Origin of the sequence: Lepagella muris (assembly GCF_004793975.1) — a bacterium.
Taxonomy (GTDB): Bacteria; Bacteroidota; Bacteroidia; order Bacteroidales; family Muribaculaceae; genus Lepagella; species Lepagella muris.
This window is the reverse complement of sequence record NZ_SRYB01000014.1, coordinates 40,743-64,966: the sequence shown is the minus strand read 5'-3', so window position 1 is coordinate 64,966 and position 24,224 is coordinate 40,743. Positions and strand designations below refer to the sequence as shown.

18 protein-coding genes are annotated in these 24,224 nt (G+C 40.2%); 11 read left to right on the top strand and 7 right to left on the bottom strand.

Going from position 1 to position 24,224, the window contains the following annotated elements:
- Positions 1-144: 144 nt before the first annotated feature.
- Complete coding sequence (locus E5331_RS10730; protein ID WP_123481412.1) at positions 145-1,002, bottom strand: Cbp1 family collagen-binding glycoprotein adhesin; 858 nt, start codon at positions 1,000-1,002, stop codon at positions 145-147.
- Between the two features lie 315 nt (positions 1,003-1,317).
- Here E5331_RS10730 and E5331_RS10725 point away from each other — a divergent pair, with 315 nt between their 5' ends.
- Together E5331_RS10725 and E5331_RS10720 are read left to right on the top strand one after the other, a co-directional pair.
- The gene (locus E5331_RS10725) at positions 1,318-2,367 is read left to right on the top strand and encodes a sensor histidine kinase (protein ID WP_123481411.1); all 1,050 of its coding nucleotides are present in this window, start codon (positions 1,318-1,320) and stop codon (positions 2,365-2,367) included.
- Positions 2,368-2,412: 45 nt separating this feature from the next.
- Positions 2,413-3,120: a LytR/AlgR family response regulator transcription factor gene (locus E5331_RS10720; RefSeq protein WP_123481410.1), complete on the top strand. Its 708-nt coding sequence runs from the start codon at positions 2,413-2,415 to the stop codon at positions 3,118-3,120.
- A 70-nt stretch (positions 3,121-3,190) separates the two neighbouring features.
- Here E5331_RS10720 and E5331_RS10715 read toward each other — a convergent pair whose 3' ends face one another.
- Together E5331_RS10715 and E5331_RS10710 are read right to left on the bottom strand one after the other, a co-directional pair.
- The gene (locus E5331_RS10715) at positions 3,191-3,733 is read right to left on the bottom strand and encodes a beta-class carbonic anhydrase (protein ID WP_123481409.1); all 543 of its coding nucleotides are present in this window, start codon (positions 3,731-3,733) and stop codon (positions 3,191-3,193) included.
- Between the two features lie 52 nt (positions 3,734-3,785).
- Positions 3,786-4,340, bottom strand: a complete 555-nt coding sequence (locus E5331_RS10710; protein WP_123481408.1) for an NUDIX hydrolase — start codon at positions 4,338-4,340, stop codon at positions 3,786-3,788.
- 527 nt (positions 4,341-4,867) lie between these two features.
- Here E5331_RS10710 and E5331_RS10705 point away from each other — a divergent pair.
- Positions 4,868-5,416: a hypothetical protein gene (locus tag E5331_RS10705; protein ID WP_123481407.1), complete on the top strand. Its 549-nt coding sequence runs from the start codon at positions 4,868-4,870 to the stop codon at positions 5,414-5,416.
- A 237-nt stretch (positions 5,417-5,653) separates the two neighbouring features.
- Positions 5,654-6,859: a PDDEXK nuclease domain-containing protein gene (locus E5331_RS10700; protein ID WP_135984907.1), complete on the top strand. Its 1,206-nt coding sequence runs from the start codon at positions 5,654-5,656 to the stop codon at positions 6,857-6,859.
- Positions 6,860-7,033: 174 nt separating this feature from the next.
- Here the strand turns inward: E5331_RS10700 and E5331_RS10695 are convergent, their stop codons facing one another.
- The 4 genes from E5331_RS10695 to E5331_RS10680 all read right to left on the bottom strand — a co-directional run bounded on the left by E5331_RS10695 (position 7,034) and on the right by E5331_RS10680 (position 10,981).
- Positions 7,034-7,267, bottom strand: coding sequence for a hypothetical protein (locus E5331_RS10695; RefSeq protein ID WP_135984909.1), 234 nt, complete (start codon positions 7,265-7,267; stop codon positions 7,034-7,036).
- A 290-nt stretch (positions 7,268-7,557) separates the two neighbouring features.
- Positions 7,558-8,994, bottom strand: coding sequence for an MATE family efflux transporter (locus E5331_RS10690; RefSeq protein ID WP_275441170.1), 1,437 nt, complete (start codon positions 8,992-8,994; stop codon positions 7,558-7,560).
- The gene (locus tag E5331_RS10685; protein ID WP_135984911.1) at positions 8,991-10,160 is read right to left on the bottom strand and encodes a MalY/PatB family protein; all 1,170 of its coding nucleotides are present in this window, start codon (positions 10,158-10,160) and stop codon (positions 8,991-8,993) included. Before E5331_RS10685 ends, E5331_RS10690 begins: the two co-directional genes overlap by 4 nt.
- On the bottom strand, positions 10,133-10,981 hold the full coding sequence (locus E5331_RS10680) for a DUF3737 family protein (protein WP_135984913.1): 849 nt from the start codon (positions 10,979-10,981) through the stop codon (positions 10,133-10,135). Before E5331_RS10680 ends, E5331_RS10685 begins: the two co-directional genes overlap by 28 nt.
- Before the next feature lie 571 nt (positions 10,982-11,552).
- Between E5331_RS10680 and E5331_RS10675 the strand changes: the two genes are divergently transcribed.
- From E5331_RS10675 to E5331_RS10645, 7 genes are all read left to right on the top strand, one after another.
- On the top strand, positions 11,553-12,401 hold the full coding sequence (locus tag E5331_RS10675) for an Rpn family recombination-promoting nuclease/putative transposase (protein WP_123481402.1): 849 nt from the start codon (positions 11,553-11,555) through the stop codon (positions 12,399-12,401).
- Positions 12,402-13,591: 1,190 nt separating this feature from the next.
- The gene (locus E5331_RS10670) at positions 13,592-16,111 is read left to right on the top strand and encodes a phosphoadenosine phosphosulfate reductase domain-containing protein (protein ID WP_123481401.1); all 2,520 of its coding nucleotides are present in this window, start codon (positions 13,592-13,594) and stop codon (positions 16,109-16,111) included.
- Positions 16,111-16,566: a hypothetical protein gene (locus E5331_RS10665; protein ID WP_123481400.1), complete on the top strand. Its 456-nt coding sequence runs from the start codon at positions 16,111-16,113 to the stop codon at positions 16,564-16,566. The genes E5331_RS10670 and E5331_RS10665 overlap by 1 nt, the downstream gene beginning before the upstream one ends.
- Position 16,567: 1 nt before the next feature.
- The gene (locus tag E5331_RS10660; RefSeq protein WP_123481399.1) at positions 16,568-20,050 is read left to right on the top strand and encodes a hypothetical protein; all 3,483 of its coding nucleotides are present in this window, start codon (positions 16,568-16,570) and stop codon (positions 20,048-20,050) included.
- Between the two features lie 10 nt (positions 20,051-20,060).
- The gene (pglZ, locus tag E5331_RS10655) at positions 20,061-22,469 is read left to right on the top strand and encodes a BREX-4 system phosphatase PglZ (protein WP_168355208.1); all 2,409 of its coding nucleotides are present in this window, start codon (positions 20,061-20,063) and stop codon (positions 22,467-22,469) included.
- Complete coding sequence (gene brxL / locus E5331_RS10650) at positions 22,466-23,902, top strand: BREX system Lon protease-like protein BrxL (RefSeq protein WP_123481397.1); 1,437 nt, start codon at positions 22,466-22,468, stop codon at positions 23,900-23,902. The genes pglZ and brxL overlap by 4 nt, the downstream gene beginning before the upstream one ends.
- A gap of 29 nt (positions 23,903-23,931) precedes the next feature.
- Positions 23,932-24,219, top strand: a complete 288-nt coding sequence (locus E5331_RS10645; RefSeq protein WP_123481396.1) for a hypothetical protein — start codon at positions 23,932-23,934, stop codon at positions 24,217-24,219.
- The last annotated feature ends 5 nt before the right edge of the window (positions 24,220-24,224 follow it).

The following is a 24,224-nucleotide window of genomic DNA, read 5'->3' as shown; positions in this document are numbered from 1 at the left end:
ACATCAAGCACATCAAGCCTTGACATCATGCACATCAATTATATTGTGCATAATGTCAAAGCATGATGTGCATGATGTCTATTAATGGTAAAGAGAGGGATAATGCACAAGCATTATCCCTCTCTTCTTGCGAACCGATAAAATTCAGTTGGTCTGAATTACGAGAAAGTTGGTTAGGCTCCAGAATTGCTCCGGATTAGTGATATGAAGTAGTCTTTTGCGGTTCGCGTTGGTTAACACATAGGAATTTTTTGGATGTTTTGTAAGGATTTTGACATCATGGTCTTTAAGGTCAATCCAGGTTAGAGTTCTTTTGTCAGCACTCGTGAAAAAAGATATGTCAAAATCATTTTCAAGCACTTTTGTTTTTCTGAGAAATGACGATTCTATAATTTTATGCTTTTTCAGATCTTTCTTGTCGGCAATTACGAAATGACAGGTGTTGAATCTGTCGGCAAAATTCAATGAAGAAGAGGAAGCTATTTGCAATTGTCTGTGAGCCTCGTTTATTTCCGAGTTTAGAGAATCCACTATCTTATTCAGAGAGTCGATCGAGGCTTTATCCAAAGCAATATTTTTCTTTAGTTTTGCCACGGTGGTTGATTGCGAGTCCAATCTCCAGCGCAAAGCCTTCACTACATTCTTCAAGCTGTCGAACTTCGATATGGAAATCTCAATATTCCTCTCCAAAGAGGAAATATTGCTTCTTCGCTGGGCAAGAGTCTTTTGGATAGCGTTCAGGTCAAGTATTATCCCATCCTTGCTATCTTTTTGATTATAAATGCTATTGCTGAATGGATATATACTCTCATTTGCCTTTACGTCCTCAATGTTTTCAGAAATCTCCTTTACGAGCACAATAAGGCGGTCTCTTTCCTCAATGGCATCCGCAAGCTCTTGTTTTGAGGCTTCCATAAGAGACGTTTCCATATTACTCTCTTCTTTGCGACAGGAAAGTAGCAAAGTAAGAATAAATATGATTATGATTGTAATGAGCCTCATAATAAATAGAAATTTGCGAACGCAAAATTAACAATAATTCAAGATATAGTTGGAATGTGTTAATAGAAAGCTCAAATTTGTCAATAAACGTGAAACCGATACATCATGCACACGTAGCTTTGACATCAAGCACAGACATCAAGCAGATACATCATGCACATCATGCTTTGACATCATGCACAAAATAAATAGTGTGCATGATGTTATCCCATAATGTGCATAATGTTAGCCCATGTTGTGCATGATGTGTGCATGATGTTGTAGTAAAGTGTGCATGATGTTGTAAAAAAGAGATATCTGTATTAATTTTGCAAAATGGAATCAATAGAGAGTAAGACATCGGTAATAATCGACATATTCTTCTGTGTCGTATTCATGCCGTTATTGGTGTTTCTGGGACCTTCCCACACATGGATGTCGCAATGGCCGATATTCTTCTCACTGGTATGCCTTTTTCTATATATCAGCTATTTTTTCTTATTGTGGATCAATATACCGGTTCAGATCCTCCGGAAGCGATGGGGAGTCATAGCCCTGTCATTGTCGTGTATGGTGGGTTGCAACTACCTGTTGTCGCTATACCCGTTACCGGAGATGGATTTCGTTACGCCGGTGCTGAGCCGTTATCAGACGGAGTTGCGTGATTTCGGAGTGTCGGTCACGTTATGGCTTATGTTCTCGCTGGTGCTTGGATACACGCTGAGTGTATCGTTTATCAAGACCCTGTACGAACAGATGCTTATGAAGAAGCGGATAGAGGCTGAACGGGATAAGGCAGAGCTTGCTGTGTTTAAAGCACAGATAAGTCCGCATTTCCTATTCAATACATTGAATTCCCTTTACAGTCTTGTGATAGGCACATCGGATAAGGCTGAGGATGCCTTCATAAAATTCACGGAGATATTGAAATATACCTACGTGGCGATTGAGAAGGAGACAGTCCCGATACGTTCGGAGATAGAGAACATCCGCAATTACATTGATCTTCAGCTGATCCGGCTCAACAGTCATACGAAGGTGGAATGGCAATGTGATGTTGACGACGGTCTTTTGCCGGTGCCTCCGATGCTGATGGTCACATTTGTGGAGAATGCCTTCAAATACGGGTCATCCACGAGCAAGGACTGCGTGATAAGCATAAGGCTTCACTTGCGCAATGGCAGGCTTGAGTTTGCCACGAGCAACAAGATAATGCGTCAGGCAGATAAATTCCGCAGTGACGTGCCTATAGGCATAGAGAATTGCCGGGGGCGTCTGAGCGTGCTTTATCCGCGCAACCATTTGCTTGAAGTGAAGGAGGAGGATGGGATCTACAGTCTGAGGATGGTTTTAGGATTGAAACGAGATAGAATAGTTAATCAATGATAATACAACTTACCCGAAATTTACAATTTGAATACTACAGGAGTGATGGAGAGGACAATAAGATGTGTCGCTATTGATGATGAACCATTGGCACTTGAGGTAATAGAGAAGTTTTGTGCCCGCATCGGAGGCATTGAGATAAAGATGTTTGCCGACTCGGAGAAAGGGCTTGCATGCGTGCTGGAGGAGGAACCGGACATCGTGTTTCTTGACATAGAGATGGAAAATATGTCAGGACTGGAGATTGCCGTGCGTCTTCCGGAATCGACGTGCTTCATATTCACGACTGCATATCTGAATTATGCTATGGAAGGATTTGAGCTTGATGCCGTCGACTATCTGCACAAACCGTTTGCCTTTTCCCGTTTCCGCACCGCGTTCAGCAAGGCACTGCGTCGGCTCGGGATGACGGAGAATCATAAGATTTCATCCGGACATATAGTCGTGAAGCAGGAATACAACAATGTCAGCATCCCTTTGCAAGAGATCATCTATGTGGAGGCGATGGAGGGATACGTGAAGATATTCCGCGAGGGTGGTGTCTGCACGGTGTCTCGGATGATATTAAAAAATATAGGAACTCAGTTGCCGGAGAAGGATTTCATCCGCATACATCGTTCCTATATAATAAGCCGGTCGAAGGTCCGCAGTTTCAACAAGCGTGAAGTGGAATTGAAAAACGGTCAGATACTGCCCATCGGTCGCCAATACTCCGGAGAGGTTGCCGACCTGTTATCATCGGGCAATTGCTGATATTGATTTATGGTTTATGGTTTATCATCAACTATCAACCATCAACCATTAACTATCAACCATCAACAATTCAAGATAATGGTGTCAGTGCGCCGGTGGTGGAGTCCATTATGTAGCCTTTCACCACAATGTCCTTTGCCATTAGAGGGTGGTTCCTTACGAGGTCTACAGTCTCCTTGATGGCATCCTCCGTGCTGTCAAACCCATGGAGCCAGTTATCGAGGTCAATGCCGCAATGCTTCATCAAGTTGATGTTGCTTTCCGGAATACCGCGTTCCTTCATGATGTGTAGCATCTCACGGCTGTCCATGCCTTGCACACCGCATGATGTGTGCCCGATGATCATTATTTCAGTGACACCGAGTTCGTAGACTGCCACCAGAAGACTTCTCATTGTGCTGTCGAAGGGATTTGTGATTGTGCCTCCGGCATTCTTGATGATCTTGACGTCGCCATTCTTAAAGCCGAGGGCGGCGGGTAGAAGTTCCACCAGGCGGGTATCCATGCAAGTGACAATCGCTATCTTCTTATTCGGATATTTGTCGGTGAGGAATTTTTCATAACCTTTGTTTTCTATAAATTCGCGGTTATGGGCGAGGATATCGTTTATCATAATTTATGGTAAATTTATTGTATGGTAAGGTTGTGATACTTCAGTTGCTGTTTCATTCACTAAGGTCGGGCATATAGAGATATTTCATCAGCGGCGCTACCATTAGCGATTGTTTCAGCAGATCCTTCCGCAGCATATCCTCCACCTCTTTACGGGTCATGATCCTGACGGCTACATCTTCCGTGGAGTCAAGATGCTGGGTGGATATTCTCGACACGCCTTCAGCCACATAGCAGTAAGTGAGATTGTTTGTGGTGGAAGGGTTGCCCGACAACACTGTCAGCAGCTTCCATTCGCCGCCACCGAAACCGCTCTCCTCCATCAATTCGCGTTTTGCGGCATCGAGATGATGTTCGCCCGCCTCGACGACTCCGGCGCAGAGTTCCGTCTGTATCTCGCCGAGTCCGTGGCGGTATTGCTCCACCATTACGAAATCGCCGTCGGTGGTGACAGCAATCACGTTGACCCAATCCGGATATTCAAGCACATAAAACTCATCGTTTATTCTGCCGTCGGGCAATCTCACACAATCGCGTCTTGCAGTAAGCCATGGTCGTCGGATGAGATATTCCGACTTAATGATGTCCCATTTCTTTATTTCTGACATATAGCAAGTAAGTTGAATTATTTAAGTTTCGCAAGTTTTCCAACTTGCTTCACTTAAATGGTTTAAGGTTTAATGTTTATGGTTTATGATCATTAAATTTTGTATAATGAAAAGATTCGTGGATTTTCGTGAATCTTAAACTTTAAACTATAAACTTTAAACCACTGAAGTGCAGCTTGCGAAACTTCAGTTGAATTATAATTGACCTGAATTATAATGAAGTAATCTGACCGTCATTGCGATGGTCAGATTACTTCTATGCAAAATTAGTAAAATTGTGTGTAATCTCAAGATTCAATAAAAAAAAAATTCCTTCTAATCCCCAACTCTCAACCATAACCCCTCAACCATAAACTATCAACTATCAACTATAACCCATAAACTCTCCCTCTCATCCTTCAACTCTCCATGCAAAACTTTGTTTATACGTATAAATGGTTTATTTTTGCATTGGAGTATTGAAGTTGCCTAAACATTGGATTGCCTCAATACCCTTTGATATGATTACTCATTAAAATTATAGATATATGGATACTAATTATCTTGATAAGTTTGAAAATCAGCTGCATGATCTTGTAGCAGTCTATCTGCTTCAGAAAGATGGAGTTGACAATGTCCTTCCTGAGACTCATGATATGGAGGAGAAATGGGAGAAGATATGCATGTCGTATCTTCCCGACGGGGTCAGGGAGTTTGCAGATTACCCTACGGTATCACTCGGATGGATGATGTTCATAGGTATGGCGGTTGCAAAATTCTGGGATGAGGATTGGGAGATGTATTCGAAGTTTGAAGACCTCTATGCGTCAGTCCTTGCCAAAGGTAGCGGTTATGACAATATGGATGAGTATATCTGCCGCGACATATTGAAACTGAATCCGGAGGAAGAGGAGAAGGTGTCGAAACTTGTAGCGGATACAGCCACACTCGTGCATAAAGCGTTGATAAAAGAGAATTTCGAACCCGCCACTCCGGAGGCATTCAATGCGTATGTACGTTCGCTCCACCAGCTCTACTATTTCGGTGTGGCAGTTGAACTGAAACGTCTCGGCTACCACATGACGCCGATAGGCTAATGGTTTATAGTTTAAGGTTTAGGGTGTTTAAAATAAAGTTTGGATAACTTTATTTTGAAGAATGGAAAAGTAGATTTTAAGGGATTTAATCCCTTAAACGATGCGATTTTAATGACGAGAGCTCGGAATAAGTAGTATCCCGAACTCTCGTTATTAATTCTATTTTGTAGTTATTAAGAGCAAAACCCTTAATATCAGGAATTTTTTTGTAAATTTGCAGCCTAAACATCAAGAAAAATGGACAGGAAACCTTATATCACTCGCTCTCATGATGTGCATCTTGACGGCGAATATAACCAATGGCTGACAGAATTGATTAGTCGCTATAGTAATGCACAGATTAAGGCCGCTGTAAAAGTTAATTCTGAAAAACTTTTGTGGAATTGGCAGACAGGGAGAGACCTTGTGCGACGTAAAGCCGAGGAAAAATGGGGTTCCGGCATAGTGGAGCAGTTGAGCCTTGATTTGCAAGCAGCCTTCCCTAACGAGACAGGCTTCGGCACAAGCAATCTCTGGTATATGAAGAAATGGTATATCTTCTATGCCGAAAAACTCCAACGGATTGTTGGAGAATATGGCAGATACTCCGATAAATTTCTCCACCAAGTCAGTGGAGAAATAGAATGCGCTGATAGTGCATCAGTTACAAAACTCCACCATGTAGGTGGAGAATTCATAGGAGAGGAAGACGCGAATTTTCCACAACTATTTGCGTGTGTGCCGTGGAAGCATCATGTGGAGATAATCACCAAATGTAAAACAATTGATGAGGCATTGTTTTATCTCAATCTTACTGTTCAGGAGTCATTGTCAAAACAGGGTCTATTGAATTGCATGAAAGCCAATTGGTATGCTGTGAAAGGTGGCGCATTGACCAACTATATGGACAAGCTGCCCTTTCCTCAATCAAAGTTGGCGCAAGAAATAACACGTGGCAATTATGATTTCAGCTTTGTTCATGTTCCCCAAGAATATAGCGAGCGTGATTTGGAAGATGCCCTATGCAATCAAATGACACGTTTCCTTTTGGAACTCGGTAATGGGTTCGCCTTTATGGGACGGCAGAAAGAATTGGTTGTGAGCGGTGTGAGCAGACGTATCGATTTGCTGTTCTACCATATCCGGCTTAGATCATATATTGTATTGGAAATCAAGGTTAAGCCATTTGATCCAAGTTTTGCCGGGCAGATTAACTTTTACGTTAATGCGGTAGATGAGATTCTCAAAACACCGGAAGATAATCCTACTATTGGACTTCTTATTTGCAGTGATATGAGAGAAACAGATGTTCAACTGTCATTCAAAGGCATAACCACTCCATTGGGTGTGGCTACATACAATAATGTTCAATTAGAAGAAATCAAGAGACAATTGCCAACATACGATCAATTGGTGGAGCGTGTCAAACTATTGGAACAAGAAATCTCGGCACCCAAAGAGTGAAATACCTGCATTTTCTGCGTTATCTACATATTTACTTTTGCATGAGCTAGAGTTTTATTGCTTGTCAACTTTGATTTTGCGACAGCATATAGATGTTGAGAAATATAACGTATGATAAATCCCAACATGAAAATTATTATTCCTATCCAAAATAGATTATCCATGATACCACATCTAATTAGTTAAGCCGATGCTAATCCCTGTTGCTAATAATATGGCTCCAATAACGAAGAACAGCAAGGCTGGTTTAGTGTACTTTTGCAGTTTCTTTTTGATTAATGGATTCGGTTTTGTTATTAATTCTATTTTGTAGTTATTGAGAGCAAAACCCTTTATGGCAGCTATTAAGCCTAATATAGAGCCTAATAACAAACAACCTAATCCGCTATAAATTAATAAATTTATCATATTTGTTTAAGATTTATGAATATGGTTGACACATGATCAACCATATTCAATTTTAATACCATGTCGCCAATTTTTCACACCGATGATAACCTCTTGTCGGAATGTGTTCTTGACTCCTCCATTGCCGACAACGATAATCTTGTCAGTGATTACTTAAATGGTTTAAGGTTTAATGTTTATGGTTTATGATCATTAAATTTTGTATAATGAAAAGATTCGTGGATTTTCGTGAATCTTAAACCTTAAACTATAAACTTTAAACCACTGAAGTGCAGCTTGCGAAAATTCAGTTACTTACCGAATACGTCTTTATTGACGTGCATCCATGAGTCGGTGCGAAGACGCCAGAGGAAGATTATGCCACGGAAGCAAAGCTCGATCGCCATTGCTATCCACACGCCACGCAATCCCATTGTGGGGGCAAGAAATGCAGCGAGACTGATGCGCACAACCCAGATGCTGCCGAGGTTCATGCAGGCGGGTATAAGGGTGTCGCCTGCACCGATGAACACACCGTATGCCACGATGGAGGCGGCAAACATAGGTTCGGCATACGCCTCAATGCGCAGCACTTCCACGCCGGCATCGCAAATCTCTTTCACAGGCGTTATCACCCCCATCATCAGAGGTGCGGCAAAATACATCACAATACCCATCACAGTCATGACGACAATGCCGGATGTAACCGTAATCCTTGCAAAACTCACGGCAAGCTTCTTCCTGGCGGCACCCAGACTCTGACCCACAAGAGTGGTGGCAGCCTCACAAATGCCATATCCGGGCATATAGCAGAAACTTTCGGCAGTCACGGCGAAAGCGTTTGCCGCGATAGCCACAGTGCCCAAAGGCGCGACAATCGCAGTGATAAGCACCTGTGCGCCACAGAGTAGAAAATGCTCGCCACATAGGGGAGTGCTGATCTTGAATGCACGTTTAAGACACTCCTTTGAGGTGCGGAAACTTGCAGTGCATCCCTTCAGGTTCAGCTCCTTATTGCATCTCCAGAGATACACCATCATCACCGTGCCAGCCACGACTTCCGCAAGTGCCGTACCGAGGGCGGCACCTGCCACCCCCAGCCCAGCACCGGGGAGGGTCACGCTGCTGCCGCCGATGAAGATTTCTCGCGTGGGGAAAATCAGAAACGCGTTGAATATGACGTCAAGCACGCACATCACCACGTTGACAATGCCGGGAAAAAGGGTGTTGCCCGAACATCTCAGCATGGCTCCGGCAAGAAAACTTATCTGTAGCATCGGGAGTGATGCCACAAATATCATGAAATAGACCGATGCAGGTCTGGCAATCTCCTCTTCCGCTCCCAGCCAGAGGGGTAGATGATTGCAGATAGCTATTCCGATCAGACAGAGTATGACGCTGAATATGAGCGACGGCACTATCGATTGTTTCAAGACAGCCTGGGCACTCTTCTTGTCGTTCGCGCCGATTCTGTTTGCCACCTGCACGGAGAATCCGGTGGCGGCGGCAGAGCAGAGTCCCCAGAATAGCCAAGTGGAGGATGCCATAAGTCCGATTGATGCGGATGATTCGGCACCGAGCGAACCCACCATGGCTGCATCGATATATTGCATTACGATGGTGGATAACTGCGCCACGATAGCCGGGAAACTTAATACGGCTGTAAGGCGCAGCTGTTGACGTAGGCTCATCGGTTTCCCGTTGCGTATCATTGCGAGAAGACCGTCGCGGGTGTCATTCACTTTCATGGCACAAGCTGCGACAATACTTTCTCTATCCGCGAAAGACCCTCCTTAAGGATTTTCCTCGGACAAGCGAGATTTATACGTATGAAATGTTCTCCACCTTTGCCATATATGCTACCCGGCGACAGCATCACCTTCCCGTCCTCTTCAAGTCTGCGGCATATCTCATCGGAATCCATTCCGGTGGGCGAACAGTTCACCCACAGAAGGTATGTCCCTTCAAGCGGGGATACCGTGAAACGGGGTAGCTTCTCCCTGAAAAAATTCCGGGCATATAGATAGTTGGTATGCAGGTAGGCTTTCAGGTCGTCAAGCCATATCTCCCCGTCGTTGTATGCTGCAATCAGTCCGACCACACCGAACGGGTTGACGTCGCACACCTCATTGTCGTTGATTGCGCGGTCAATCCTTGATCTCATGGCGGCATCCGGAGTGATGATATTTGCAATCTGTAGTCCGGCGGTATTGAATGCCTTGCTTGGCGAGTTTGTCACGACATACGCTACCCCCACTTCCTCAGCCACGAAGGCAAAGGGGATGTAATCATGTCCGGGATATGTCAATTCGCAATGAATCTCGTCAGCCACCACAATCACGTTGTTGCGTCGGCATATCTCGGCGATTCGTGCCAATTCCGCATGCTTCCACACCCTTCCGCCAGGATTATGAGGATTGCAGAGTATCATGAGCGAGGCGTCATGAGAAAGCTGTTCCAGATTCTCAAAGTCAATGGTATATCTTCCGTCGCTGTGATACGTCAATTCGTTGGCAGCGAGCAGGCATCCGTTGTTTCTGATTGAGGAGAAGAAACAGTTGTAGGCTGGAGTCTGTACGATCACCTTGTCGCCGGGGCGAGTCAAACCTTTTATAATGGCAGACAATGCCGGCACCACTCCCGACGTGTAGATTATGTGTTCGGGATTTATTGCCCAGTCATGCCTTCGCATAAACCAGTCGACTATTGCCTTGTAATAATCGGCAGGCACCTTAGTATAGCCGAAAACGCCGTGTTCAACACGACGTCTCAGCGACTCAATTATGCATGGTGCAGTCTTGAAATCCATGTCTGCCACCCACATGGGGAGCGTTTCCTCATCTGTTGGGGTGTCCCATTTATAAGAATTTGATTTGCGACGGTCAATTATTTCGTCAAAACTGTAATTTTGCAATTTGCAGGGGATTTAATGTTGTCGTCAATGATAATTTCACCGATAGAGTCGGCTGTCAGTTCGCCGGAGGTAGGATTCTTCACGCTTGTGATGTGTCCTTTCACAGTGGCTTTCAGAGAGCTGTATTCAAAGAGAAGGTTTGCATCCTCACCAAATGTGCAGTCCTCAAGGATTAGCCCGTCGACGTAGCAGAGTAGCTGTTCGCCGGTGAGATGGCAGCGGACGAAACGAAGGTTCTTACCATACCAGCCGAGATATTCGCCATTGATTTCTGAATCATAGATGGTGACATTCTCAGCCTCCCAAAAGGCATCCTTGGAATTTATCAAGGCGTTGTGTATCTCCACGTTCTTGGCATACTGGAAACCATAGTTTCCGTCCTGACGGTAATTCTCTATCTTGATGTTCTCGGAGTGCATGAACACGTAGTCACACTTGTCGATGCTCACGTTTTTGAGCACGATATCCTTGCAGTCCCATAGGAATTGCTCCCCGTTGGGGAAGTCAGTGTTCTCCACGTATATGCCTGTCATCCTTCTGAAAAGTTTGGGAGCATCCACTTTGCAGTCGATCATGCGGCAATTGCGGGAATACCAGAGGCTTGAGCGTGCGCTCTCGGCGAAATAACAATTCTTGACAGAGAAATTATTCACTTCCCAAAACACATATTTCCCTTCAAACGTGCAATTCACCGCTTCAATATCGGAACCCTCCTTGATACTGGATTCGCCGACGTGGATAGTCACGTTCTCCAAACGCAGACCATGCTTGCAATAAAGTGGGCGTTCCCCTCCAAATTCTTTATTTCTGATTATCTCCATGATAGGTATTATTAAAGAAGCATCTATCGCTTCATGATCGGTATAATGAAGTTTAGATAACTTCAATAATCTGTTTGTTTTATTCCGAGTGCAAAATTACATCAAAAATTTGTAATCCTATTTGTCCTTCGGCTCAAAATTATTTGTTAATCGGCTCAATCCGACTTATACAAGCCATGGCAATAATGTAGCGTATTAGGGAGCGTCACGTCATGGGTGTGCTGGATATGAGCTTTTGTCATGGTGATGTTATCACAAAGAAAAGAAAGAATAAAAAGAAATTTATCGATTTTCAAAAAATAGAGAGAAAAAGAAAACATTACACTGCTGTAGTCAACCCGGTTCAGTTATAACGATCGAAAAGTCAACCGACATCCGGAAAACTCAAGCTGTTTCGCTTGTTTCACCTGTTTCACCTGAAACAAGTGAAACAAGCGAAACAGATGAAACAAGTGAAACGGATGAAACAAGAGAGAGAATAGAGAAGGTGATTAAGTGCTAAAAAACTATGGTAAAAGTTTGCGCAAATGGATTTTAATGTCTATTTTTGTGGAAACCAAAACAGAATGCCATGTCTACCTATATCAATCCGATGACCGATTTCGGTTTCAAGTATATCTTCGGACGAGAGGAGTCGAAGGACTTCCTTATAGATTTCCTCAACAACCTGTTGAAGGATGAGCCGGGATTTGACACGATTATCGACCTTCAGTATCTTGACAAGGAGAAGAGTCGGAGACGTAAGAGGGAGAGGGGTGTGATCTATGACATCCACTATCAGACAACAAACGGTAAACGCTTCACAGTCGAGATGCAGAACAGCAGCCAGAATTATTACATTGACCGAATGGTATATTATGCTTCAAAGGCGATAGTTGATCAGGGAGAGGTAGGGTCGGACTGGCTGTATGAGTTTGAGCCGATATACATCATCTCGTTCATGAATTTCTGTCTTGAACAATTTAAGGATGAGTTCAGGATAGATGCCGCGTTGTGTGACCTCCGGACACACCAGCCGATCAGCGACAAGCAACGTTACATATTCATACAGCTTCCGTTATTCGGTAAGAATAAACCGGAGGAATGTAGAGAGAAGATAGATCAGTGGTTTTACATATTTAACAACATGAGTACTATGGAGACAATGCCATTCACACAAAAGGATAGACTTTTCCACCGGTTGTCATCGGTGGCCTCCTATGCGAATCTGAGTGACGAAGATAAGATGGATTATGATGCAGATCTGAAGGCCTACCGAGATATAGTCGGTCAACTCTCTTACGCTAAGGCAGAAGGACGAGAGGAAGGAAAAGTTGAGATGATTGTCAATATGATGAAAGCCGGTTTACCGATAGAACAGATTGCCATGATTGCGAATATGGCGGTTGATAAGGTCAAGAAATTGCTCAGTAATATATGATTCGGATGAACGGCATCTGTCAAAATATAGCCGCGTAGAGGAACTTCTATCAAGGGGAGAAAGACTTGATATCAATGTGAGTTATTGGTTTGAGATCAAGATGTGCTATAGACTTGATATCAAGGTAATGATTGTGGGTGCAATTAGAATATAAAAGGTTACTTTTTATATACGACATCCCTCTTCACTCCTTCTGATAGGGATGAAGACCACCTGTCACTTGTTACCTGTTACCTGTCACATTGCGCGTAGCGCATCGTAGCGCACCATTTGATGCTGCAAAGTTAGACATAAGGGATCTTTCAGCAGTGTTATTTTGAAACTATCCCCACCCATTATCCGACCTTGATATTTTCCGACTACGCCCCGATTCACCTGAATCACTATGAATCACTATGAATCACCTGAATCAGATGAATCCATTCCACAAAGAAGCGTTATTAGCTATATCGTAAGGTAACACAAAGAAAAGAAAGAAAAAAAAGAAATTATTTTTGATTTAATTAATTTTAGGCAACTTCATTTGAGAATAAATGGATTTCTTTTAATTCTTTTATTTCTTTGTGCAGACATCATACTGCCGTAGTCAACCCGGTTCAGTGATGACGATCGAAAAGTCAACCGACGTCCGTAAAACTCAACCTGTTTCGTTTGTTTCACTTGTTTCACCTGTTTCACCTGAAACAAGCGAAACAAGCGAAACAAGTGAAACGGATGAAACAAGTGAGAGTAGAGAGAAGGTGATTAAGTGCTAAATTAGTGGTGATTAAACTACTGATTACGAATCATTGTATGCACAACTTCATCGTCCGATTAAATCGTCAGTTACGACTGACGATTTGGAGATTTTCCTGACCCTTGATTCTGTCGGTATTGTTTTATGTAAGTCAGCAAGGTCTCACAAAGGATATAATGACATCAATGCCTCAGATAACGTCATAGTCTGAGGCAATTTTTGTTTAGCAATTATCAAAATCTCTTCCGAAGAGATACTTTATCAAGTGTAAAGTTATAAAATTTTTCTTAAAAATCACACAATTAAATTCTATTTTTTATTCAATCTATATTTGTTAATTATTGGCTTGTTTAGCAAATAAAATATTTAGCATTTATATCTATCTAATAATAAGCGTGTTTCAATTCATTTAAATCTCTTCGGAAGAGTGTATTATTAACTAACTGCGAGTGAAATGTTTAAAATAGAATGGGATAAAAAAAGTGGTGGAGTTATTCTAAAGCGTCATATTACGAAAGAGACGTTAAGTGTATCTCCACGTCCTGTATTCTATGAGGAACTTGATCTGTTAAAATTGAAAGACTTAGGATGGTCATATCCTGAGTCAGAGGCACCGTTGCTATGGGCTTGTAATAAGCAATATTATTACCGTGGAGAAATGGTTTTTGAAGCGCAAGGGGCAAATATATATGATTCTCCAACAATTGTATTTAGTGACGGCTGTGATCAGATGAAGTTGAAGCCTGTTGACGTGGCAGCAATGTTGGAGCGTAATCGAGATTATATGTTTGTAATCGAGAGTGAGGCAATTGAGTTCATAAGAGATACGTATCTTATGTATTCATCTGCTAAGAAAATAGCAAAGGAATCGAAAGCTAATTCTCTTGATTTTGAGCGACTTGCGGAGGTTGCTGAGAGGAAGGCAAAGCAAAAGATGGCAATTGTAAAAGAGGATTGTAACAGTTTTGATGTGATGCCTTTGGAGCAAGCAAAGAAAGAAGGGAAGAAGGTATATCAAACCACAAGAATAGATAAGTTTCTGGCTTCATTTTCTGGAGGAAAGGATTCACAGGTGGTGCTTGACCTTTGTACGCGGGCGATTCCTCCTCAGGATTTTGAGGTAATATATAGTGATACGGGTTATGAGTTGCCACCATCGTTAAATCTGTATGAAGAAATTACGGAGTATTATCAGTCAATGTACCCCGAATTGAAATTTTCAATAGCAAGAAATCATGCCAGTGTATTAAGCTATTGGGATAAGATTGGTACTCCAAGTGATACGCATCGTTGGTGTTGTGCTGTCATGAAGACAGGACCATTATATAGGATGTTGAAGACTGAAAATAATAAGCAGGCAAGGGTCCTGACATTTGATGGCGTGCGTGCGGAAGAAAGTACGAGACGTTCCGGATATAACAGAATTGGAAAGGGGGTTAAACATGATACAGTAATTAATGTCCGACCAATTCTTTATTGGAGCACTTCTGAAATTTTCTTATATTTATTTAAATATAAATTGCCTATAAATCCAGCATATCGCCAAGGAATGACTCGTGTTGGGTGTTTGGTTTGTCCATTTGCAAATGAATGGAATGAGAGAATTGCAAATATTCATTATAGGGAAAATGTTAGGCCTTTTCTAAGTAGAATAGAAAGTTACGCTAAAAAAGGAGGAGTAAAGGATATTAAGGAATATATTAGCCAAGGAGGATGGAAACGCCGTGCAAGTGGAAATTTGGTTGATCAGGATTCGTTTATAGAATTTAAAAATTATGAATCAAATCTTATTGCGGTAATACAGAATCCTAAATATCCGATACTGACATTTTTTCAAACACTGGGAAACTATACAACAAGTATAGATGGAAGTAGTACAATAGGAGAAATAAGGATTAAAGATGAAACATATAAATTTTCTTTGATAGAGAATAAAGGAAAGTATACGCTTGAAATTAAAAATATCACAGATATTATTATCATGGGATTAATTAAACGTGTGCTTTTTAAAGCCGTTTATTGTATCCAATGTGAAACATGTGAGGTTGAATGTCCCACTGGTGCACTTCATATATATCCAAAAGTGTATGTGGATAAGGCTAAGTGTATTCAATGTCATAGATGTTTGAATTTTCATGAAAAAGGTTGCATCGCGGCTAATTCATTATACTTAACAACCGGAATTAAAATGAATAAAAAAACAAGTAACATAGATCGTTATAAAAATTTTGGATTAAGAGAGGAATGGCTTAATGATTATTTGAACAATCTTGATGCTTATTGGATGAGCAATCATGGATTAAATGAGAATTATCAGATACCATCTTTAAAAGCATGGCTTAGAGATGCTGAAATTATAGATGAAAACAATAATGCTACAGAACTAGCTAAATTGCTCTCTAATCAAGAGATAATGGTAAATTATCCGAATTTGATATGGGAAATAGTATGGATTAATCTTTCATATAATTCTTTTATTGTAAATTGGTATACAAAGAATATATCGATTGATACTAATTGTTCTCAAAAAGGACTTGAAGGAATGATTAAAGAACAATATGGGGCATATAAAGAAAAAACAGTTCATAATGCAGTATATCAATTAAGAAGAACTTTAAAAGAATCTCCAATCGGCTCTGTTTTGAGACAATATGAAGAAATCTCCAAAGATACGTTTAAAAGAGAGACATATAAAGATATCAGTTGTGAGGCATTGGCTTACTCTCTTTATAAATATGCGGTATCTCGTAAAATATTCTCTCTGCGTATATTTGACTTATATAAGCAGGATGCTGCAGGTGGTCCGCAAAAAGAGTTTAATTTATTAAGGAATGATTTTGAAAACACATTACGTTCTTTAAACTCTAAAGTAAATAGAGTTTTGGTTGCTGAATTAAATATGGGGCTCGATAATATTACACTCCGTGACGATCTTTCTCCAGTTATGGTATTGAAAACTCTCTTGCAAGTATAATGAATCAACTTAAAAGAAATTTCTATCTTGTTGAGATAACTAAAATAAAACGAGGTAATTCACACGGATGTATTAAGAATGCAAAGCCTTATTTTGTACTTGCAATAATTGATGCTATATCAAACGGAGTTTTGGAAGAGAATAAGATATGCTATCCCAATAAAGATCTTGAAGATATTTATATGCGGATTTGTATTATGAACGAACCTCATAATAAGCCAACGCCTATCTTATTGCCACTTTTACATCTTAGAAGTGAAACGTTTTATGATATAAAATGGAAAGGAATACCTTTTAAAAGTTCGCCGAAGGCTCATTCTCCATCAGGAAAATATCTAAGAGACAATTTTGATTATTCGTTTCTTGATGCAGATTTATGGGCTTTATTGCAAGATCCAGTTTTTAGAAGTGATATAAAAAAAACGATAATAGCTTTTTATTTAAAAAATAAATAAAATGGCAACGAAATACAACGATATAATCACACTTAGTAAGTCACGGACAGTATACAGTATTCGGGAAGAGAAGCCTGATGATTGGAAGACTTTTATTGCGAATGAACAGTTTAACGGATTGCTTGATAAGACAATAAAAGCGGTATTTAATAACGATTCTGACAATCATAAGCCTATATGGATTGCCGGTACTTATGGCTCCGGAAAATCTCATGCTGGAGCTGTGTTGCAGCATTTGCTTTGTGACACAGTGGAGAGCATACAGGATTATATTAAGGAAGAATATGGTGACCCAAAGTTTGATGTATTGCGTACCAATCTTTTATCCTTACGTCAACAAAAAAGATTGTTCCCGATAAAACTTTATGGTCAGCAAAGAATCTCGTATGAGACAGATCTTTCTTTGCAGCTTCAAAGTGAGATTAAGTCGGCTTTGAAAGAGGCAGGGATTGAAATCGTTGTGAAAACTGATTTTGACAGTTATGTGGAACACATAGACCAAGAACCGGAAATGTGGGAGTTACTGCTGAGCAAAAGTCCGAAACTTCAGTCGGTGGCACCAGATTTAAGAAAACTGCGTCTTGAATTGTCTAATTCATCGGTAGGTGTATTTGATTGTGTGAACGATGCTTTGCGGGAATCACGTCTGAATATACCGCTTGAAAATAAAAACTTGGCAAAATGGATAATAGAAGTTCAGAATAAATTACGAGAAGGTGGTGTGTATGACGGACTTCTTATAATTTGGGATGAATTTACAAATATATGTAAATCGGCTATTGGAGAAAGTTTGCTTGGTAAACTTCAGGAAGTGTCGGAAGCTATGATGAGCGACCGTAATGACAGTTATTTCTTGTTTATTTCTCATCCCTCGGCATTGAATCTGCTTAATGAAGAGAAGCGTTCACAGACAATCGGTCGTTATCATTACGTGACGTATAATATGGAGCCTGTCTCTGCTTTTAAAATTATGTCGCGTAAGTTTCAGATTGTAGATAGCGACCGGCATGCCAAATTGGTGAATGAATTTTTTCATTCTCATGCCGATTTGCTCGAAATATTCTCATCCACATCTAATCAGATAGAAGAGACTAAGAAGGACCTTCAGAAGTTATATCCCTTGCATCCCTCTGCTGCAAATCTTGCTACATATTATGCACGTGAAGCAGGAAGTTCGAGCCGAAGTGTTTTTGAGTTTTTGGCTTGCGATGCTGTAAGGAATTTTTTCCAAGATGAAAATGCATATCAGAATTATTCTACGATTACACCAGATTATTTGTGGGATTATGTGATGAGTGCATTTAATGAGGATCAAACGAAGTTCGGCGCAGTATTGGAACGTTATAACTCATGTCATAAGATAGTTGAGCATGAGGGTGATGAATATGCAGCCGTTTTTAAAGGTATACTTTTGCTGAATGCCCTCAATAATATTGCCGGGAGTGACACTGTTGTGCCTTCAGAAATCAATATAAAGAATTTATTTATCGGCACAAAGATAGAGCCACAGATTGATGAGATTCTTAATTTCTTTAATGTAAAGAATATTATTCAGCGTCTACCTGGTGGCATTTTTTCCATTCAGTTCTCTGCTCTTCCGGCTGATGAGATTGAGAGAATAAAAAGTGAGTTGACTACCGGTATCTTCAAATTTACAGATCAGGTGGCAAAGTTTGCAGACACTGCGATTTTAGAATTCAACAATAATTGGGCTAATATTTTCCGACCATTCAAATTAGATGTGTTTAGTCGTCAAAGTAATGAATACACACTCATTACTAAGATTGAGAATGGAAAGAGGCAATCCAAGGGGTATGAACTATATATTGCTGTTCTTGTGGCGAGAAATTTCGATGAATTGAATTTCCTTAAATCCATGGCTCATAGGGAATGTCGTAATGACCGATTTAAGAATGTTCTTTTTGTTGTGTTTGACAAGACATTGGAGCAGCCGAATTATGATCGGTTTATAGACTTTATGGCAAATTCCACGTGTGCACAACGTCATGGATTGGATAAGCAACAAGAAACTTATTCTAATAATGCCAAAAAGTTGGTCAAGAATTGGATTGCAGGGATAAGGGGCGGCAGTTTCACATATTATATAAATGGGGAAGAGGACACCGCTTCTGTCTTGAGATTGGTATCAACCGTCAACAATACGATTGCCCCACTCGTATTTACCTGCGGACCTGAATCCTTGCTCATGATTAAGGCAAAATCTACGAAAACCAATTGGCAAAAGTCGTCTGTGAAATCTACTGTCGATGCCATACTGCAGTTTAATACAAAAGATGAGGTATTGGCAAAGATACAAGGTCAGGGCAAGCATGTGGACATTCTTTTTCAAGACAGTGTGGATCAGAACATGGAACTGAAGGAGGATGTGGATTCTAAGCATCCTGTGAAATTGGTATGCGATTATATTGAAGGAGTATTTGGAAAAATTCGTAAGAATCAGGAATTTAATTTAGGGGAGCAACTTGAGGCGTTGTCGAAGTCTCCTTATGGACTTTATCAATCCTATGCCGGCATGGCAATGGTGGCGTATGCTATGCGCCGTTATGTCAAGCAGATATTTGATACAAGCGGAAAACCTCGTGAGAGTCGCCATATAGTAGATGATGTGGTGGAACTTTTTAAATCATGGGAAACAGGGAAGAGGAGTAATAAACTGAATCTAATGTTTGAATCGAAGGAGTCTGGTGATTTATGCAGGCGTTTTATCAATATATTCAAACTGAGGACTCTTCCCGGATATAAGGATGTGACCAGTCTTACTGATGCCCGTTGGGCGATACTTGAATATGCCAATCAGAAGGGGTATCCGCTTTGGTCTGTGAAATATAATCCGGCATGTGATGATAGTATCGCATCTTTGATTGATAATATTGTAAAGGTGTGTGATCCTAATGGTTTAGCCAATCAGGAGTTGATAAGTTCAACAGCAAAAGCTATAAAGCAACTTGAAATAGAATTCAGTGTGTTTCTTGTAGATGCTCCACGTATTTTTAAGGATGGATTTATTGCATATATAAAGCAAGATGATATCGTTAAGGTGCAGGATGAGGAGACGGATGAGGTGTATGCCTATCTGAAGAAACATCTTCAAAGTGAGATTGGGCGTTGGTCAGAGAAGGAAGTCAAAGATCAAGTGAAGAATTGGCGATTGGAGAAATCCATGAACTCCAGACAATCAAACGATTTTGAGGAAAGTTATGGCAATCAGGACAATAATAATTTTAGTTGTGCAGCCAGAAGCGTCAGAAGCATTGACAGTGAAATCAATAATGTAACTAGTAAGGAGATTTCAACTATAGTACAAAATGGATCATTGTCGGCTGATAATTGCTCCGAATTGAGAGAAGAGGCAAAGAGACGTATTGAAAATATTGATGCTGAGTCTTTAAGGGAAGCAATTAAGAAGTTATGTGAATTTGAAAGTGATCATATACTTAGTATATTATTGAAATATGTACACTGAGTTTAAAGATATGGCAACATTGCTTGATTTTGTCAGAAATGACAAGCAGGCAGATGGGATTAATTCGTCTACTCTTAGGCGTTATCCGATACGCTTTGTCCTTTTTGATAATTTCGTTGATTCCTATCGCTTTACTAAAAGTATGGTGCAGGAAAATGGAGTTAAGGTTAAATATATTCAAGATTGGTTTGATCCGGATTATCCTGACGTGATAATCCGGCATCAAGAACTGGCCCAAAAAATGGAGATGTTTATCAATTCTCTTAATGGCAAAGATATGATAATCACTCCATTTTCAGAATTAGCACGTTTCTATGATAATAATAGCCATAAGGAATTTGACACTTTTATAAATACCTTAAAGACTATCGAGACGACAGATGTCGGGTGGGAAAAACAGCAGCGGATATATTTGCCAATAGTTGGATTGGAGGGTAAGATGTCGGCGTTCTATAATGATTGCCAAATCATTATATGGTATATGCCATCAAATTCGGAAGATTCAGCTTATCATCTGATAGTAACTCCAGGCACTCTCTATGGCGTGAAAAATTTATCTGAGAAATACACTGTCAAAAGCAACATGCTTGATTGGCTTGATTATTGGAAGGACGTTGATTCCCAAAACAAACGTGAGATTATCTGTATGTCTAAGGCAATTTATCCAAATGCGGAATATGCTCAGCCGGATAATGCATTTACGTATTGTATTTGTGACAATGTTTACGATTTTCTTACGCGAGGTTTGAACCTAAAAATGTCAGGGTTGGAGTATCGACCGCAAGATGAAGCATATTGGCATCGTCTGGCGGAAGAGATAGATCTTAATACAAACTTTGATATTGATGATATGTTTGCCGGTTATTTTTCTGTAAATACAATAGGCAATTATAAGACATTCATTAAATTATGGTTTGAGTATGATGATGGGTTCAGTAGATGGCTGCTTACCAACATTATGAAAAAAAGTTTTGGTGAAAATGACTACATGAGACGTGTTGTGGCAAAGGCATCCGATTTCTCGAATAGGGAGCTATTTTCAGTGATTGCTCTTGAGTTCCCTTCTGATTCGTCAGAAATGTATGTTCGTAGCTATTGTCTGTCGGAGGCAGCCAAGCGTTCAGTGGTGTTGCCGGAGAATGTTCAGCATAAACTGATTTCCAAACTTGAGAATGTGGCACAGGAGTCTGGATATATATTTGCGTCATCGCTGTTTAGTCCGATTTCGGTGAAAGAAAAAGAATTGGCGATTATTTGGTTGGGTGAAGATAAAATAAGTAGGGATGATGTTAAGGCATTCTATCCGGAACTTTATTCATATATGGCTCCTTCAATTGGCACTATTGACGCATCGCAAATTTGGGCACTTGATTACATTGATCATTATAAGAAAGCAAAAATTGCAGATAAATATACTGATGTAGTAGATGCTGACATTAAGAAATATAATGCTAATGAAGCCAGCTTCCTGAGTTGGTATAATTGTTTTAAGACTACACGAAGTATCCTGTCAAGTAGGGAGGACATCGATATATTTTATTGGATTGATGGTCTTGGAATAGATTGGATACCATTTATCGCTCATCTCGTTGCTGAACGCGAGAAAGACCATGTATATCTTAATGATGTGAAGATAGCTCACGCTTTTCTTCCGACAATTACAGAAATCAATAAACGAGACCTTGAAAAACTTCAGGATGGTGGTGCAGAGTTTGTGAAGATTGGTGATATAGACGAATTGGCGCATAAGAATACCAATACTTATCCATCTAATATCGTGGCGGAACTTGAAATGATGAGGAAAGTGATAAATGAGATACTAAATCTGTATGCAGGTAAGAAAATTGCAATAGTATCAGATCATGGATTATCATACCTTCCTCAAAAACAGTCGGGACTTCATTTTGTCGGTTTTGATTATTGTCATGGCGGACGTTATGCAGTAAGAACCTCAGGAATCGCTACTAAGGATGATAATTATCATCTGTTGGATTCATTGGAAATAGCGTGTGCTCTAAATCATAAATCTTTAGGGAACAAGATATCATCCGGGTTAGGCTCACATGGCGGATGTACGCCAGAGGAAGTCCTGGTGCCGATATTGATAATTTCATCCTGTGCTAATTCTAAGACGTGGAAAGCTATATTCTTGCAGGATGAAATATCAGGAGTAGATCCAGTGGTTCATCTGAATATTACAGGTGTTTCACCATTAGATTGTATTAATATAGAATATGGAGGTAGACACTATAATGTTAGAAATATCAAAGGTAGTCTATTTGATAGTGAACCTATTGATTTGAAAGCCGGAGATTTCGATTTCACTCTTTGGGTGGGTAATATCGGAGAAACAAAAAAAATTCAGGTTAATACCGGCACTGAAGAAAATGATTTATTTGCAGATTTTGGGTTGTTATGAATGAAGAACTGTGCATAAAAATAAGAGAAAACTTCACGGCTATGTCGATATATAAGAATCCGGAGAAGACAAATTCGCTATTTACCGGACGCAATTTGCCTTCCTTTGTAAAGGATTTTTTATTGAAACGATATATTGACTCTAATGGAGATGTAAATGTAGTTGGTTTGACATCTTTTCTCGATCTGGTTATACCTAAAGATCCTTCTATGGTAAAGACCGCATTGAAATCAGGCAGGGATCTGACATTGCTTTGTCGTTTTATCATTAATATTGATTTGGTCAGAAACGTAAAACGCTTCTCTATTCCAGATATGGGGATAAAATTAACAGAGGGTCAGATTCCGGATCATGTTTGTGGTGCGCATGCAGCAGATCTATCGGATGGAGAAAAATGGGGTATTATCAAGATTTGTCTTTTGCCGGATGATGTTGGTAAGAAATTTCATGTGGAAATGGTCGATTATAAACCGTTTAAGCCATATAGCTCGGTAGATATCAATTATTTGGTTAATGCACGAAAGAGATTCAGTACGGAAGAATGGATTGATGTGCTAATCTCTGCAATGGAATATGATCCAGATGGATTTGATGGATTGACGCAGAAACTGGAATTCTTGACACGTCTGTTAATATTTGTAGAACCACGACTTAATGCTATTGAGTTGGCTCCTAAAGGAACTGGTAAATCGTATGTGTTTGGAAACCTATCCAAATATGGATGGTTGGTCAGTGGAGGAAAGGTGACTCGTGCTAAATTGTTTTGGGATAAGCAGAAACAACAGAATGGCATAATGAAAAATCATGATTTCCTTGCATTTGATGAGATTCAGACTATAGAATTTCAAGAACCCCTTGAAATTCAAGCAGCCTTGAAGTCATATTTGGAGAGCGGTAAGACAACAATTGATAATCAAGAATTTTCATCGGAATGTGGGCTTATGCTTATGGGCAATATACCATTATCTCAAGATCGACAGCCAATAACTAATAAATATTTTGATAATCTGCCTAAGGAATTCAGAGAATCAGCGCTCCTTGATCGATTTCACTGTTTTATTGAGGGTTGGAAATTACCACGAATCAATACAAGTATGATATTCAAAGGATGGACATTAAATGTGGAATATTTTTCTGAAATAATACATGAATTGAGAACTCAAAATAGTTATGCACAATTATATGATCAGTTGGTTGAAATCGCACCAAATACAGATATGCGCGATGCAAAGGCAGTTCAAAGAATAGCAACGGCTTACATCAAGTTGTTATTTCCACATTGGCGTACTCTGGAAGATGTCGATATCAATGAATTTGAGATTTATTGTCTGAATCCGGCACTTGACAGAAGGGGGATAATAAAGGAGCAATGTCATTATATTGATCCAGAGTTTAAGAGATATTTAAGTGGAATCAATATTAAGCAATTGTAAATAATGATTTTAGTGAATAGAGATTTTATATGAGTAAGATAGATAATATATTTGCTAGGGTTATCACTGATGAAGAAATTGTCAGGGAATACAACATAAGTAGACCTGAACAGTATACTAATATTGCCCAGGGGCTTCGTAGTGTCAATACCTATGTGGCGGCAATTGCTTCTGCCTTGAAACATCTTGATAGAATTATAGAACAGGAAAAGTCTGATATGCGAATCCGACATCAGACGGGATCCGTCAATCTAAAGGATGCTGATATGAAGAGTGTCTATAAAAAAATTATCACATTGCTTGAAAAATCCAGATAACAGTA